This window comes from Streptomyces sp. NBC_00536 (assembly GCF_036346295.1).
Lineage (GTDB): Bacteria > Actinomycetota > Actinomycetes > Streptomycetales > Streptomycetaceae > Streptomyces.
On record NZ_CP107819.1, the window covers coordinates 6,754,858 to 6,770,435 of the forward strand.

General features: G+C 72.8%; 10 protein-coding genes and 1 riboswitch. Of the genes, 6 read left to right on the forward strand and 4 right to left on the reverse strand.

What is annotated here, in order from left to right:
* Positions 1-23 precede the first annotated feature (23 nt).
* The gene (locus tag OHS33_RS28935; protein ID WP_330333342.1) at positions 24-2,282 is read right to left on the reverse strand and encodes a terpene synthase family protein; all 2,259 of its coding nucleotides are present in this window, start codon (positions 2,280-2,282) and stop codon (positions 24-26) included.
* 196 nt (positions 2,283-2,478) lie between these two features.
* On the opposite strand from OHS33_RS28935, the gene OHS33_RS28940 reads away from it, so the two are divergent.
* From OHS33_RS28940 to OHS33_RS28950, 3 genes are all read left to right on the forward strand, one after another.
* Positions 2,479-3,429 carry a hypothetical protein gene (locus tag OHS33_RS28940; protein ID WP_330333343.1) on the forward strand — a complete coding sequence of 317 codons (951 nt, stop codon included), beginning with the start codon at positions 2,479-2,481 and terminating at the stop codon, positions 3,427-3,429.
* 127 nt (positions 3,430-3,556) lie between these two features.
* On the forward strand, positions 3,557-3,910 hold the full coding sequence (locus OHS33_RS28945; RefSeq protein ID WP_330333344.1) for a hypothetical protein: 354 nt from the start codon (positions 3,557-3,559) through the stop codon (positions 3,908-3,910).
* 4 nt (positions 3,911-3,914) lie between these two features.
* Positions 3,915-5,597 (forward strand): trypsin-like serine peptidase, encoded by a 1,683-nt coding sequence (locus tag OHS33_RS28950; RefSeq protein ID WP_330333345.1) that lies wholly within the window; start codon positions 3,915-3,917, stop codon positions 5,595-5,597.
* An 80-nt stretch (positions 5,598-5,677) separates the two neighbouring features.
* Here the strand turns inward: OHS33_RS28950 and cobN are convergent, their stop codons facing one another.
* Entirely contained in the window at positions 5,678-9,304 is a 3,627-nt protein-coding gene (gene cobN, locus OHS33_RS28955; RefSeq protein ID WP_330333346.1) for a cobaltochelatase subunit CobN, read from the reverse strand.
* 40 nt (positions 9,305-9,344) lie between these two features.
* Positions 9,345-9,479: riboswitch (cobalamin riboswitch) on the reverse strand.
* Positions 9,480-9,999: 520 nt separating this feature from the next.
* Between cobN and cobG the strand changes: the two genes are divergently transcribed.
* Genes cobG through OHS33_RS28970 form a run of 3 tightly spaced genes read left to right on the forward strand, consistent with a single transcriptional unit; the run spans position 10,000 to position 13,552 of the window.
* Entirely contained in the window at positions 10,000-11,364 is a 1,365-nt protein-coding gene (cobG, locus tag OHS33_RS28960; RefSeq protein ID WP_330333347.1) for a precorrin-3B synthase, read from the forward strand.
* Positions 11,361-12,008 (forward strand): precorrin-8X methylmutase, encoded by a 648-nt coding sequence (locus OHS33_RS28965; RefSeq protein ID WP_330333348.1) that lies wholly within the window; start codon positions 11,361-11,363, stop codon positions 12,006-12,008. Before cobG ends, OHS33_RS28965 begins: the two co-directional genes overlap by 4 nt.
* A complete protein-coding gene (locus OHS33_RS28970; RefSeq protein ID WP_330333349.1) occupies positions 12,005-13,552 on the forward strand; it encodes a precorrin-2 C(20)-methyltransferase in 1,548 nt (515 codons plus the stop codon). The genes OHS33_RS28965 and OHS33_RS28970 overlap by 4 nt, the downstream gene beginning before the upstream one ends.
* Before the next feature lie 75 nt (positions 13,553-13,627).
* On the opposite strand, the gene OHS33_RS28975 is transcribed toward OHS33_RS28970, so the two are convergent.
* Entirely contained in the window at positions 13,628-14,311 is a 684-nt protein-coding gene (locus OHS33_RS28975) for a response regulator transcription factor (RefSeq protein ID WP_330333350.1), read from the reverse strand.
* Positions 14,308-15,516 (reverse strand): sensor histidine kinase, encoded by a 1,209-nt coding sequence (locus OHS33_RS28980; protein ID WP_330333351.1) that lies wholly within the window; start codon positions 15,514-15,516, stop codon positions 14,308-14,310. The genes OHS33_RS28975 and OHS33_RS28980 overlap by 4 nt, the downstream gene beginning before the upstream one ends.
* Between the last annotated feature and the right edge of the window lie 62 nt (positions 15,517-15,578).

Sequence of the window (15,578 nt, forward strand, 5' to 3'; positions counted from 1 at the left end):
GGGCCGGCTCTAGTGGGCCGGCTCTAGGAGGTCAGCGCGGTCCTGAGGGAGTCGATCGCCTTGACCGCCGACATCCCGAAGTCCGGGTTCCACAGCGGGGATCCGGAGCCGAGCCCGATGTCGCCGCCGAGGGCCTCCGGCAGCGGGTGCAGGTCCTCCTCGCGGTAACGCTTGACCTTCTGGTGCCAGTTGAGGATGCCCGCGAGCCAGTCCTGGAGTTCGTGGACGTAGGCGTCGAGTCCGGCCCGGGCCTCCTTGTCGAGCTTCCAGTCGTCGTAGAGCAGCGGCAGCTGGGTCTGCGCGATGTGCTCGAACTCCTCGGTGCGCTGCGTCTGGAGGGCGTGGCAGATGTGCAGGGCCCGGGGGTAGTCGATGTCGAAGAAGTTCCGGGTGACGAGCACGTAGTTGTGCACCTCGCCCTCGACCTCGATCTCCTTCTGGTAGGAGAAGATGTCGTTGATCAGGCACGCGGCGTCGGCCGCCGCGTTCTCCAGGGAGCGGATGATCCCGGATTGGTAGATCTCCTCGGGGATGCCCCGTCCGGACTGGCCGAGCCGGCACAGGTACATCGTCAGGTTGCTGCCGAAGGTGGCGCGCCGCATCTCGGCGTAGTCGACGGGGTCCGGGATCCGGTTCAGGATCTGGTTCTCCACCTCCCACAGCCAGCTCTCCAGCATGTCCACGAGCGTGGCCCGGAATTCACCGCGCACCGCCCGGTCCATGCCGGCCGCGGTGCGCAGCCACAGATCGGCGAGCCCGCGCTCCATCGCGGTCACCGGCACGAGCGCCTCGGCGGGATCCACCGGGATCATGCCGATCAGCCGGGCGGTGGCCGCCTTGGCGGCGGTCAGGTTCTTCGGCTGGGCGAAGGCGACGGGGTAGTAGTCGTCCCCGTACGTTCCCCAGCTCAGCCAGCACGCGTTGAGCGCGAGGGCTTCGGGCGTGGCGTCCGGGTCGATTCCGGCGGAGCAGAGCGCGAAGTCGTAGCCCCGGAACTTCTGTTCGGTCCAGATGGCGGAGGCGGGGTCGCCCGGCTGCGGGTCGAGCATGCCCATCCGGCGGCACCAGGCCACCGACTCCTCCAGGGCGTACCCGTGGTGGGGGCTGAGTTCGAGGGCGAAGGGCATGCGGATGTCCGGGATCACGGACGGGCCGGTGCGCTCGAAGGGGACGTGCGTGAAGCTGCGCCGGCGCATGTCCATGGCGCGCGGGGCGAACACCGACCGGACGTCGAGGGCGGTGGTGCCGAGCCCGGAGGGGAGGAAGGGCAGGGTGACGGGGCTGGTGGACCGCGCCTCCTTGTTCATGTAGCGGCTGGAGACCATGTGCCATTCGTGGCCGCCGGACTGCCAGTCCTGGAGGCCCTTGGCGTAGGCGAGGACCGCCGCGATCTCCGCCGGGTCCATGGCGTGGTCGGCGAAGAGGTGGGGGAGTTCGGCGAGCGCGGTGTGCTCGAACTGCTGGAGCCGGGAGGTGAGCAGGTCGTTGGAGGCCTCGGCGGCCTCCTGGGTGCTGCAGTCCAGGAAGGTCTCCAGCACCAGGATGGCGTTGGAGAGTTCGCCCTCGTCGGCCACCTCGCGCTGGTAGCTGAAGATGTCGTTCCTGATGTGCACGGCGTCCGAGAAGGCGTCGCGCAGCACCGCGAGCGGGCGCGCGTGCGCGATCCGGGCGGGCACCTCGGCCGACACGTATTCGATCAGGCCCGCCGACCAGGGGGCGCCGCCCACCTTGCGGCGCATCTCGATGTACTCCAGCGGGTTCGCGATCCGCCCGATGTTGATGTTGGCGAGTTCCCACATCGATTCGTTGAGCAGGTTGCGGGTGCTCAAGGAGAACCGTTCCCGCCAGTCCATCGACATGTGGGGGACGGTCCGTGCCCACAGGTCGGCGAGCCCCGCCTCCACCGGGTTCGTGGCCTCCGGGAAGCCGTCGGCCAGGTCCATGGGCATGAAGGCGGCGAGCCGGTCCAGATAGTGCTTGGCGCCCTCGCGGTCCTGGGAGCGCTTGTACATTTCGAGGAAGTGGTCATCGAAGAAGAAGACCCACACGTACCAGTCGGTGACGAGCGAGAGGGCCTCGCTGTCGCAGTCGGGGTGGGTGTAGGAGCAGAGCAGCGCGTAGTCGTGCGAATCGAGGTCGTGTTCCTCCCAGACCCCGGAGCCCTCCAGCATCTCCAGGTCCCGCGCCCACTGCTTGGTGTGGGACCGGGCCGATTCGAGATGGGGGTTCAGGCGTGCCGGATACGGCACGTAGAAATCCGGCAGTTGGAACGGCTGCGTCACGGGAGGCTCGGCCTTTCGTCAGGGGCTGCGGGGCGCGGGTCCGCCCCGCGCCCCCGCATGAGATCAGCACGGCCCTACCCCTGATTCCGGTCGGACAAGGCGTAGTTCACTGCTTCAGGTGACGGGTGCGGTGTTGGGTGGCGCGGCCGGGAAGAATGTGATGGAGATCCATGAGCGGGCTTGGCAGAGTGCTCCCATGAGCAGACGATGGGTGTGCGGGATGCGCGTGAGTGGTCTCGTCCTGCTGGGTGCGGTGGCCCCGATGGGGGCGGCCCACGCCGCCGACGCCGACGCCGGGGCCCGGGTCGTGGCGGCTGTGGCACCCTCACCCTCGGCCTCACCCTCGGCCTCGGCCACCGGGGCGCCCGTCTCCGAGGCCGGGCCGCGGCTGGGCTTCTCCGGGCCGTTCGCCCAGATCGAGACGGGCGGCCAGATCTGGATCGGGCTCGAAGGCATGCCCGAGGGCTGGAAGGAGGCGGTGGTCTCCTCGCCCGCGCTGGCGGAGCCGGTGCCGTTCGTCCCCGAGCCCGGAGGGCAGCCGGGGACCGGGCGGGCCGCCGATCCGGCGCGCACGTACCGGGTCCGCGCCGACATCGCGCCCGGGACGTACCCCGTCACCGCGAGCAGTGAGGGCCGTACGGTGGCCACCGCCACGCTCACCGTCATCGAGCCGGGTTCGGCGGACATCACCCGGTTCGTCCTCGGTCCGCGGGGCAAGTTCATCGGCGGCGACGCGTCGGTGGCCGTCCGCCCCGGGGCCGAGGCCCTGGTGGTCCTGACCGACTACCGGGCGGCGGACGGGGAGCGGAGCGTGGTGGTGAAATCACCGGTGTTCGACGGTCCGGTGACCCTCACGAGGAACAGTCCGGAGGACCCGGGCTGCAAGTGCGACGACGGCGGCACGGTCTACGCGGGCCACGGCCGGGTCCGCCGCGCCACCGCGGCGGGTACGTACCCGATGACCGCCGTCAGCCACCACGGCAAGGAGACCACCACCCGCCAGGTCACCATCGCCGGCGACCCGGTGCCGGACCGGATGCCCTGGCTGATCGGCGGGGCCGGCGCCGCCGCGCTCCTCGTGCTCGCCGCGGTGACCGGGACCGTGTTCGCGCGGCGCCGCCGCAACAAGGGACCGGACGCGGCGTAACGACGCTCCTCGCCCCGCTGCCGCTGCCGCTGCCGCGGGCCCTCCGGCCCTCTGGCCCCTGGCTCCGGCCTGTCATGCCCCTGACTTTATTTCCGCTGTGTTGTGTTGTGCCCAAATGAACCGGAAAGTGAACCTTGCACCCCTCATCACCCAGTCGAATACGCCGTCTGGGCGTCTCGTTGGCCGGCGCCGCGCTGATCCTGGCGAGCGGCGGTTTCGTCGCCCAGGCAGCGCCCGCGACCAGCCCGGCCCCGGTGCCGACGCCCCCGGCCGCGGCCTTCGCGTCCGCGATACCCACGCCCACGCCCCCGCCGACGTCGGCGCCCAAGTCCACGCCCTCGGCGCCCGCGCCCAAGGCAAGCACGTCCCCTTCGCCGAGCGCGACCGCCTCGCCTTCGCCGAGCGGGTCACCGAGCACGGCGCCGACGGCAGCCTCCCTGACATGGACGGACGCGGACGCCATCAAGTTCTGGACGCCTGAACGCATGGCCTCGGCCGTCGACGCGGCGCGGCCCGCGGTGCCGCTCAGTGCCCGGGTCGCACCCGCGCCGCCCAAGGCCCCCAAGCTGCCCAAGCCGGGCTCCCTGTCCGCGGCGGCCTCCATGCCGACCGCGGAGCACATCCTCGGGCCCAAGTCCGTCGGCGTCCTGTTCGAATACAGCGCCGATCCGGATACCGGTGAGATGCGCGCGCACACCTGCTCGGCGAGCGTCGTCGACAGCCCGGGCCGCAACCTGATCCTCACCGCGGGGCACTGCACCTACGGCGCCGCGAGGGTCTTCGTACCCTGGTACCGGACCGAGTACAGCCTGGACAAGCAGACCTACGGCTTCTACCGGGTCGGGGACTTCTTCAGGGACAACCGCTTCGTGAAGGACAGCATTGCCCCGGATTCGGACCTGGACTTCGCGTTCGGCCGGCTGGAGCCGTCCTCGGCGGGGAAGAACGCCCAGGACGTGGTGGGCGGCAACACGCTCGCCCGCACTCCCGGTTACATCAATGACGTGACGATGGTCGGATACCCCTCCAGCCACAACCCCGAGGATCACGCGGTGCGTTGCCCGGTCCGTACGGAGTGGCTGCCGGGCTTCTACCAGATCCAGGCCAAGTGTGCCGGGATGTGGGGCGGGGTCTCCGGCGGCCCCTGGTTCTCGAAGATCGACTGGACCACGGGCGTCGGCGAGATCATCGGCAACGTCGGCGGTTACTGGGGCGGCGGCCCGAAGGTCGACAAGAGCGACCCGGCCTACAACGAAATCACCTACAGCCCCATGCACGGCGACTGGTTCTTCCGCCTCTACGACGAGGCCAAGAAGGGCCAGCACGTCACCCGCACCGGCGGCTACCAGCAGCCCGCGCTGCCCTACTCCCTGGGCAGCGGCGAGACCTGGTCGCACGCCCGGCTGCTGGCCTCCGGCGAGTACACCGGGGACGGCAAGGGCGACCTGATCGTGGTGTGGACCGACGGCGAGGTCACGCTCTACACCGGAGACGGCACGGGCGCCTTCTCGGGCGAGAGCAGGCTCGCCGCCCCCGGCCCGACCTGGCAGGGCGTCAAATCCCTGACGGGCGGCGACTTCTCCGGCGGCAGCGGCTCCGACCTGCTGGCCGTGTGGAGCACCGGAGAGGTACGGATCCTGCCGGACGTCGGCGCGAACGGTGTGGGCGGCGGCATCAAGCTGGCCGACTCCGGCTCGATCTGGAGCCACGCCGACCAGATCGCGGCGGGCAACTTCGGCACCGCGAACAACGTGACCGACCTGCTGGTGCGCTGGAGCGACGGCGAACTCACCGACTACACCGCCGTCGGTGACCGCGGCTTCGGAGTGGAGCACCAGCTGCTGGCCGCGAACGACGCCTGGAAGCAGGCCACGCTGGTCACCGCGGGCGACTTCACGGGCGGCGCGAACTGGGACACCCTGGTGCGCTGGTCGGACGGCCGGGTCTCGCAGTTCCAGGAGACCGGCCCCGGCGGCATCGGCAACGAGATCCAGATGGCCCCGCCGGCGAGCATCTGGACCCACGACGTGGTGATGACGGCGGGCAGTTACGACTCCAACGGCTGGGCGGACGACCTGCTCATCCGCTGGTCCGACGGCGAGACCACGATGTACGCGCACACCGGTGCCGCCTTCGGCGCCGAACGGACGCTGGTCACCCCGAAGTAGGTCCGGACACCGGCACGCGACGGGCCCACCGGCTCAGGTATGACCTGAGCGGGTGGGCCCGTCGTCGTGTCCGCGGAGCGTTACTCCGCTTCCGCTTCCAGGTTGCCCTCGGTGTCCAGGTACACCTGGCGCAGGGCCTCCAGGGTCTCCGCGTCCGGCTTCTCCCACATGCCGCGGGATTCCGCTTCCAGCAGGCGTTCGGCGATCCCGTGCAGGGCCCAGGGGTTGGCCTCCTCCAGGAAGGCGCGGTTCTCCGGGTCCAGCACGTACGTCTGCGTCAGCTTGTCGTACATCCAGTCGGCGATCACGCCGGTCGTGGCGTCGTAGCCGAAGAGGTAGTCCACGGTCGCCGCCAGCTCGAAGGCGCCCTTGTAGCCGTGGCGGCGCATCGCCTCGATCCACTTCGGGTTCACCACGCGGGCGCGGAAGACCCGGGAGGTCTCCTCCACCAGGGTGCGGGTGCGGATCGTCTCCGGGCGGGTCGAGTCGCCGATGTACGCCTCGGGGGCCGTGCCGCGCAGCGCGCGGACGGTGGCGACCATGCCGCCGTGGTACTGGAAGTAGTCGTCCGAGTCGGCGATGTCGTGCTCGCGGGTGTCCGTGTTCTTCGCGGCCACCGTGATGCGCTTGTACGCCGTCTCCATCTCGGTGCGCGCGGAACGGCCGTTCAGGCCGCGGCCGTAGGCGTAGCCGCCCCACACCGTGTAGACCTCCGCCAGGTCGGCGTCCGTGCGCCAGTCGCGGGAGTCGATCAGCTGGAGGATGCCCGCGCCGTAGGTGCCCGGGCGCGAGCCGAAGATACGGGTGGTCGCGCGCCGTTCGTCGCCGTGCTCGGCCAGGTCGGCCTGGGCGTGCGCCCGGATGAAGTTGTCCTCGGCGGGCTCGTCCAGCCCCGCCGCCAGCCGCACCGCGTCGTCCAGCAGGCCGATGACGTGCGGGAAGGCGTCCCGGAAGAAGCCCGAGATGCGCAGCGTGACGTCGATGCGCGGGCGGCCCAGCTCCGTGAGCGGGATGGGCTCGACACCCGTCACGCGCCGCGAGGCCTCGTCCCACACCGGACGGACGCCGAGCAGCGCCAGCGCCTCGGCCACGTCGTCGCCCGCCGTGCGCATCGCGCTCGTCCCCCACAGGGAGAGGCCGACGGACGCGGGCCATTCGCCGTTGTCCGTGCGGTAGCGGGTCAGCAGCGAGTCCGCGAGGGCCTGGCCGGTCTCCCACGCGAGGCGGGAGGGGACGGCCTTCGGGTCCACCGAGTAGAAGTTGCGGCCGGTGGGGAGTACGTTCACCAGCCCGCGCAGCGGCGAACCGGACGGGCCCGCCGGGACGAAGCCGCCCGCCAGGGCGTGCACCGCGTGGGTCAGTTCGTCCGTGGTGGCCGCGAGGCGCGGGACGACCTCGGTCGCGGCGAAGGTGAGGATGTCCGCGACCCCGGCCGGGTGCCCCCCGGCGACGGCGGCGACGGCCGAAGGGGCCCAGTCGGCCGCCTCCATGGCCTCGACCAGGGTGCGGGCCACGGCCTCCACCTCGTCGGCGGAGGTGCGGGTGGGCGCGGCCTCGTCCAGGCCGAGCGCCTCGCGCAGGCCCGGAAGTGCCGTCGTACCGCCCCAGATCTGGCGGGCGCGCAGGATGGACAGGACCAGGTTGACCCGGTCCGTTCCGGCCGGGGCGCCGCCGAGCACGTGCAGTCCGTCGCGGATCTGGGCGTCCTTGACCTCGCACAGCCAGCCGTCGACATGGAGCAGGAAGTCGTCGAAGCCGTCGTCGTCCGGCCGGGCCTCCAGGCCCAGGTCGTGGTCGAGCTTCGCGGCCTGGATCAGGGTCCAGATCTGGGCGCGGATCGCCGGCAGCTTGGCCGGGTCCATGGAGGAGATCTGCGCGTACTCGTCCAGGTGCTGCTCCAGGCGCGCGATGTCGCCGTACGACTCCGCGCGGGCCATCGGCGGCACCAGGTGGTCGACCAGGGTCGCGTGGACGCGGCGCTTGGCCTGGGTGCCCTCGCCCGGGTCGTTGACCAGGAACGGGTAGACGAGCGGGAGGTCGCCGAGCGCGGCGTCCGGCGCGCACGCCGCCGACAGGCCCGCGTTCTTGCCCGGCAGCCACTCCAGGTTGCCGTGCTTGCCCAGGTGGATCATCGCGTCGGCGCCGAAGCCGCCGTCCTCGGCCGCGGCCTGGATCCAGCGGTAGGCGGCGAGGTAGTGGTGCGAGGGCGGCAGATCGGGGTCGTGGTAGATCGCGATCGGGTTCTCGCCGAAGCCGCGCGGCGGCTGGATGAGGATGAGCAGGTTCCCGCGGCGCAGCGCGGCCAGCACGATGTCACCGTCGGGGTCGCCGCCGGTGGTGGTGCGGGAGCGGTCCAGGAACATGTTGCCCGGGGCCTGCCCCCAGTGCTGCTCGACCCCGTCGCGCAGTTCGCCGGGGAGTCCGGCGTACCAGCGCCGGTAGTCGGCGGCCGGGATCCGGACCGGGTTGCGGGCCAGCTGCTCCTCGGTGAGCCAGTCCTGGTCGTGGCCGCCGGCCTCGATGAGCGCGCGGATCAGCTCGTCGCCGTCGCCCGAGACCAGGCCGGGGATCTCCTCGGCCGGACCGAAGTCGTAGCCCTCGGCGATCAGTCGGCGCAGCAGGGCGACGGCGCTGGCGGGGGTGTCGAGACCGACCGCGTTGCCGATGCGGGAGTGCTTGGTGGGGTACGCGGAGAGGACGAGCGCGATCCGCTTCTCGGCGTTCGGGGTGTGCCGCAGCCGGGCGTGGCGTACGGCGATCCCCGCGACCCGGGCGGCCCGCTCGGGATCGGCGACGTACGCCGGGAGGCCGTCCTCGTCGATCTCCTTGAAGGAGAACGGGACGGTGATCAGGCGGCCGTCGAACTCCGGCACCGCGACCTGGCTGGCCGAGTCGAGCGGGGACAGGCCCTCGTCGCTCTCCTCCCAGGCGGCGCGCGAACCGGTCAGGCACAGCGCCTGCAGGATCGGCACGTCGAGCGCGGCGAGCGCGCCCGCGTCCCACGACTCGTCGTCGCCGCCCGCCGAGGCCTCGGCGGGGCGGGTGCCGCCCGCGGCCAGGACCGTCGTCACGATGGCGTCCGTGGTGGCCAGTTCGGCGAGCAGCTCCGCTTCGGGGGAGCGCAGCGAGGAGACGTACAGCGGGACGGGCACGCCGCCCGCCTGCTCGACGGCGTCGGAGAGGGCGTGCACGAAGGCGGTGTTGCCGCTCATGTGGTGGGCGCGGTAGTAGAGCACCGCGATCCGGGGGCCGGTGGCCGGGGCCGCCGCGCGCTCCAGCCGGCCCCAGGTGGGGGCGGCGGCGGGCGGGTCGAAGCCGTGGCCGGTCAGCAGCACCGTGTCGGAGAGGAAGCGGGCCAGCTGCGCCAGGTTGGCGGGGCCGCCGTGCGCGAGATAGGCGTGGGCCTCGGCCGCGATGCCGATGGGGACGGTGGACGCCTCCATCAGCTGGGCGTCCGGGGCCTGTTCGCCGGTCAGCACGACGACCGGACGGGTCTGGCCGGCGGCGAGGAGCAGGTCGAGCCCCTCCTGCCAGGCGCGCAGGCCGCCGAGGAGGCGTACGACGACCAGGTCCACGCCGTCGAGCAGCGCGGGGAGGTCGTCCAGGGGGAGCCGGGAAGGGTTCGCGAACCGGTACGGGACCGGGCCGTCGTCCGAGGCGCGGGCACTGAGCAGATCGGTGTCGGACGTCGACAGCAGCAGGATCATGCGGCGGCGGGCCTTCCTCGGGGTTTCCGCGCCCCGGGCAGTGAGGACGACGGGAGTTCCTGACTCACCCGGCGGGGCCGCGCTTGGCGGCTGCCGGGTTCACAGTGGCGGGACCGCGCCGGAATCGCACCGGGCTTCCTCCCATGTCGCCGTCCTCGGCGATGACGGGCCGAATGGCCCGTCGGGGGTCATCCTAGGTGCCGCGACGGGCAAACGGCAGGTGGGGGCCGGTAGGGGTGCCCTGCGGTGCGGGTGGTGGGGGCGCGGGGGCGTGTGGTGGCCGCGGTGCGTGGGCCGGCGCGGGGCCGTGGGGCCTCCGGCGGCGCCTCAAACGCCGGCGGGGCTGGTACTTGGCGCCGCCCGCCGGAGGCCGGCGCGGGCCGTGGGGCCTCCGGCGGGCCCTCAATCGCCGGGCGGGCTGGATGTGGCCGCGCTGGTTCCGTTGGCTGCGCCGCACGGCCCGACGGGCCGGGGAATTCAGCCTGTCCGGCGTTTGAGGACCCGCCGACGGCCCGACGGGCCGGGGAATTCAGCCCGTCCGGCGTTTGAGGACCCGCCGGAGGCAAAGGCGCGGGCACCGCGCACCCGCACCCGCGAACCGGAGCCGAGCCATGGCCCGGGGCGGCTTCGCGGAGAGGGGCGGCGTGGTGACGGACACAGGTCGGGCGGCCCGGATCGTGGGTATGCTCGCCGCCATGCCCCCGCCCTCCTCCGCCGCATCCCGGGACGAACCCGTCATACGGGACCGCGGTGACGCCTGCCCCGGTGCGCTGCGCCTGCACGCGGCGGACGACGGGCACCTCGCCCGGATCCGGATCCCCGGCGGTCTGCTCACCGCCGACGCGGCCGGGGTACTCGCCGACGCGGCGGACCGGCTCGGGGACGGGCACCTCGACCTCACCTCGCGCGGCAACGCGCAGCTGCGCGGCCTCGGCGCGGGCTGCGGCGGCGAACTGGCCGCCCTGCTCGGCGCCACCGCCCTGCTGCCCGCCGCGGCCGCCACCCACGAACGCGTCCGCAACATCGTCGCCTCACCCCTGTCCGGGCTCGACCGGCAGGGGCGCACCGACGTCACCCCCTGGGTCGGCGCGCTGGACCGGCTGCTGTGCGCGAGCCCGGCCGCGGCCGCGCTCTCCGGGCGCTTCCTCTTCGCCCTCGACGACGGGCGCGGCGACGTGACCTCGCTCGCCCCCGATGTGAGCGTCCACGCCCTGCCCACCGGAACGGCCGTGCTGTGGACGCACGATGACACCGACGCCGTGACGGTCGCTCATCAGGACGCGCCCCGCGCGGCGTTGACGGCCGCCGAGTACTTCCTCGACCTGGTGCGCGAAGCCGGGACCAAGGCGTGGCGGGTGAGTGAACTCCCCGCCGAATGCCGCCTGGAATCGGCTGAGTTGATCAACAGGCTGCGCGCGCACGGCATTTCGGCCGAGCGGGCCGACGGGTTCGCCCGCCGGACCGCCCCGGGCCCCGGGCCCGGAGTGGTGGCGGGGCCCGACGCGGACCGCGTCGCGCTCTCGGTACTGGCCCCCCTCGGGCGGCTGACCACCGGTCAGTGGCGCCTGCTGGCCGATGTGGCCGCCGCCGCGGCCGGGACCCTGCGGCTCACCCCCTGGCGCGGCATCGTCGTCCCCGGCGTCGACGCGGCCACCGCGCCCGACGCCCTCGCCCGGCTCGCCGGAGCCGGACTCGTCACCGCCCCCGGCGGCCCGTGGGAGAACGTGACCGCCTGTACCGGGCGGCCGGGCTGCGCGAAGGCGCTCGCCGACGTACGGGCCGACGCGCGGGCCGTGGTGGCCCGGGCGGGCGCGGCGGGCGGGGCGCTGCCCGTGCACTGGTCCGGGTGCGAGCGGCGCTGCGGACATCCGCGCGCCGCGGCCTGGGTGGACCTGGTCGCCGGGCCCCGCGGATACGGCCTCGCCCTGGCCGGGGGCGACCACGGCGACGGGCGCGCGGTGCGGGACGGCGTACCGGGCACCGCCACCGAGCTGGCCGCCGCCCTCGCCGCGGTTCAGCAGACTCAGCAGCAGACAGCGACAGATGTAGTGAAGAGATGAGCGAGTACACAGTGTTCGAGTACGAGAAGGACGGCGCCGCGATCTACCGGCAGTCCTTTGCCACGATCCGCGCCGAGTCGGACCTCGCCGGGCTGCCCGCCTCGGTGTCGCAGGTCGCCGTACGCATGATCCACGCGTGCGGGATGACCGACCTCACCAAGGACCTGGGCTACACGCCGGACGTCGTGCTGCGCGCCCGCGCCGCGCTGAACGCCGGGGCGCCCGTCCTGTGCGACGTCCGCATGGTCGCCAGCGGGGTCACCCGCAAGCGGCTGCCCGCCGACAACGAGGTGATCTGCACCCTGTCGGACCCGGAAGTGCCGGACCTCGCCGCGAAGATGGGCACCACGCGCAGCGCCGCCGCCCTGGAACTCTGGCGCGACCGGGGCCTGTTGGAGGGTGCGGTGATCGCCGTCGGGAACGCGCCGACCGCCCTCTTCCGGCTGCTGGAGATGATCGAGGAGGGCGCGCCCCGCCCCGCCGCCGTCATCGGCGTACCCGTCGGGTTCATCGGCGCCGCCGAGTCCAAGGACGCGCTCGCCGCCCACCCCTCGGGGCTGGACCACCTGATCGTCCGGGGGCGGCGCGGCGGCAGCGCCATCGCCGCCGCCGCCGTCAACGCGATCGCGAGCGAGGAAGAATGAGCACCACCGGCACCACCAGCACGCCCAGCACGACCGGCACCCCCGGAGCCGGGCGGCTCTACGGCGTGGGCCTCGGCCCCGGCGACCCCTCCCTGATGACCCTGCGGGCCGTCCAGGTGATCGCCGAGGCGGACGTGATCGCCTACCACAGCGCCCGGCACGGACGCTCCATCGCCCGCTCCATCGCGGCCGCCCACCTGCGGGCCGACCACGTCGAAGAGCCGCTGGTCTACCCGCTGACCACCGAGAGCACCGATCACCCCGGCGGTTACCAGGGGGCGATGGAGGAGTTCTACGAGGAGTCCGCCGCCCGGCTCGCCGTGCACCTCGACGCCGGCCGGACCGTGGCGGTGCTCGCCGAGGGCGACCCGCTCTTCTACGGCTCGTACATGCACATGCACAAGCGGCTCGCCGACCGGTACGCGACCGAGGTGATCCCCGGGGTCACCTCCGTCAGCGCCGCCGCCGCCCGCCTGCAGACCCCCCTCGTCGAGGGCGAGGAAGTGCTGACGATCCTGCCCGGCACGCTGCCGGAGGAGGAGCTGACGGCCCGTCTGGCCGCCACCGACTCCGCCGTGGTGATGAAGCTCGGGCGCACCTTCCCCGCCGTGCGGCGGGCCATGGAGAAGTCCGGCCGGCTGCCCGAGGCGCGCTACGTCGAGCGCGCGACGATGGCCGGTGAGCGCACCGGCATGCTCGCCGACACCGATCCCGAGACGGTGCCGTACTTCGCCGTCGCCGTGCTGCCGAGCCGCATCGGCAACCCCGGCTCGCGGCCCGTGCCCGCGGCGGGCGCCGTCGGCGAGGTCGCGGTCGTGGGCACCGGCCCGGCCGGGCCGCTGTGGCTGACCGCCGAGACCCGGCGGGCGCTGGCCGACGCCGACGTGCTGGTCGGGTACACGACGTACCTCGACCGGGTGCCCGTACGGCCCGGCCAGATCCGGCACGGCTCCGACAACAAGGTCGAGTCCGAGCGGGCCGAGTTCGCCCTGGACCTGGCCCGGCGCGGGCACCGCGTCGCGGTGGTCTCCGGCGGCGACCCGGGCGTCTTCGCCATGGCCACGGCCGTCCTGGAGGTGGCCTCGCAGGAGGAGCACCGGGACATCCCGGTCCGGGTGCTGCCCGGGGTCACCGCGGCCAACGCGGCCGCCGCGGCCGCGGGCGCGCCGCTCGGCCACGACTACGCCACGATCTCGCTGTCCGACCGGCTCAAGCCGTGGGAGGTCATCGCGGAACGGCTGCACGCGGCGGCCGGGGCCGACCTGGTCCTCGCCCTGTACAACCCCGGCTCGCGCAGCCGGACCTGGCAGGTCGGCAAGGCCCGCGAGCTGCTGCTGGAACACCGCACGCCGGACACCCCGGTGGTGCTGGCGCGGGACGTCGGCGGGCCCGAGCAGTCCATCCGGATCGTGCGGCTCGCCGACCTGGACCCGGCGCAGGTGGACATGCGGACGCTGCTGCTCATCGGTTCTTCACAGACCCGGACGGTGCGGCGCGGTGACGGACGGCAGATCGTCTGGACGCCGCGGCGTTATCCGCAGTGAGCTTGCCATCCTGAACGGGCTGGTCAGGGTGCTGGTACGACGGTGTTCGCGAGTGCTCCCGCTGTTGGTCGGCCCCTACCGTCCACGCGGCACGAGTCCGGTTTCGAAGGCGATGATCGCCAGGTGGACGCGGTCCCGAGCCCCGAGCTTGGCGAACAGACGCGCGACATGGGTCTTCGCGGTCGCCGCGCTGATCACCAGCCGCTCGGCTATCTCAGGGTTCGACAGTCCCTGTCCGACCAGTGCCAGCACCTCGCGCTCCCGGCCGGTGATCCCCGCGAGGGGACTCGAGTCCGCGGCCGGCCCGGCGTCCGGTTCGGGGGCCGCGGGGCCGGACGTTCCGGCGAAGTCCGCGATCAGCCGTCGGGTCACGCTCGGCGCGATCAGCGCGTCGCCCGCGGCCACCACGCGGATCGCTTCCAGGATCGCGTCCAGGGCCATGCTCTTGAGCAGGAATCCGCTGGCCCCGGCGCGCAGTGCGCCGTAGACGTACTCGTCGTGGTCGAAGGTCGTCAGCACCAAGACCTTGGGCGGGTCCGGCTCGGCGGTCGCCTGTCGGGTCGCCTCGATCCCGTCCATGCCCGGCATCCGGATGTCCATCACCACGACGTCCGGCCGCAGTTCACGGACCAGGCGCACCGCCTCGCGGCCGTCGCCGGCCTCGCCGACCACCTCCAGGTCGTCGGTGTCGCCGATCAGGATCCCGAGCCCGACCAGCATCAGTGGCTGGTCGTCGACCAGCAGCACCCGCACGCTCATGCCGGAAGCCTCGCCGTCACCAGGAATCCGCCCTCCGGACGCCGGCCCGCGCTGAACTGGCCGGACAGCAACGTCACCCGCTCGCGCATGCCGAGCAGGCCGAAGCCGTTCCCGCCGGCCGCGGAGTGCCTTGGACGGCCCGGCCCGCCGAGACCGTCGTCCCCGTCGTCCACCACCTCGATCCTCACTCCTTCCAACTCGTAACCGACCGCGACCCGGCACGTCCGCGCCCCGGAATGCCGCACCACGTTCGTCACCGACTCCTGGATGATCCGGAACGCCGACAGTTCGATCTCCGGCGGCAGTGAACGCCGCTCGCCCCGCCAGGTCACATGAACCCGCACCCCGGCGCCGGCCGTGCGTTCGACGAGCTGCGGGACGTCGGCCAGGCTGCCGGCCGGCGCCAGCGGAGCGGCCTGCGGCATGGCGTCGTCCGGCTCGGCGCGGCGTAGCGCCCCGAGCATGCGCTGCAGCTCCAGCAGCGTCTCCCGGCTGGTGGTCTCGATGCCGCGCAGCGCCTGCCGCGTCTGCTCGGGCTTGGTCTCCACGACCCGCGCCGCCGCTCCCGACAGCACCGTGATGATCCCGATGCTGTGCGCGACGCTGTCGTGCAGCTCGCGGGCGATCCGCAGCCGCTCGGCCATGACGACGCGGGCCGCGGTCTGCTCCTGCAGGGCTCCGAGGTATTCACGGCGTTTGCGATACACCCCCCCGAAGACCCACGCGACCGCGAACCACAACGCGAACTGCCCGGCCCACTGGGACGCGTCGCCGACGGTCTGCTCGCGGACGTGGAGGTCGTTGAAGAACGCGGCCGCGACGGCCGCGAGGGAGCCGACGGCGGCAACCTTGGGCCGCCGGACGGCGAGGTACCAGCCCAGGCCGACGAGCAGGACGAACACGATCAAGGGCCGCGCACCGAAGGCGTCGCCGAGGACCGCTTCGCCCAGGACCGTCGCGAAGACCGCCGCCGGCAGACGGCGCACCAGCAGAACCGGCAGGGCGAGCACGACGCAGAGACCGAGCATCTGGAAGGGCGCGAGGCCGGGGAACCTGAACTGGCCGTCGTAGTGCGCCCAATCAGTGGGCAGCATCGTCAAGGCGAGAATCAGCGCGTACAAGCAGGTGGTGGCCAGCACCACGGCCTGTGACATCAGCCAGGTCACGCGCTTCGATGTCGAGAGACGCTGGAGAAGCTGTTCCATACGGAGATCGTATTCAGTGGCGTCGGCTCCGCGCGTCGCCCCGGGGATGTACGCCGGATACG

Bases quoted from the DNA above. Each gene is read 5' to 3' on its own strand.
- cobG (WP_330333347.1), top strand. From the start codon at position 10,000: ATGCCCCCGCCCTCCTCCGCCGCATCCCGGGACGAACCCGTCATACGG.
- OHS33_RS28950 (WP_330333345.1), top strand. From the start codon at position 3,915: ATGGCCTCGGCCGTCGACGCGGCGCGGCCCGCGGTGCCGCTCAGTGCC.
- OHS33_RS28980 (WP_330333351.1), bottom strand. From the start codon at position 15,516: ATGGAACAGCTTCTCCAGCGTCTCTCGACATCGAAGCGCGTGACCTGG.
- OHS33_RS28940 (WP_330333343.1), top strand. From the start codon at position 2,479: ATGAGCAGACGATGGGTGTGCGGGATGCGCGTGAGTGGTCTCGTCCTG.
- OHS33_RS28970 (WP_330333349.1), top strand. From the start codon at position 12,005: ATGAGCACCACCGGCACCACCAGCACGCCCAGCACGACCGGCACCCCC.
- OHS33_RS28975 (WP_330333350.1), bottom strand. From the start codon at position 14,311: ATGAGCGTGCGGGTGCTGCTGGTCGACGACCAGCCACTGATGCTGGTC.
- OHS33_RS28965 (WP_330333348.1), top strand. From the start codon at position 11,361: ATGAGCGAGTACACAGTGTTCGAGTACGAGAAGGACGGCGCCGCGATC.
- cobN (WP_330333346.1), bottom strand. From the start codon at position 9,304: ATGATCCTGCTGCTGTCGACGTCCGACACCGATCTGCTCAGTGCCCGC.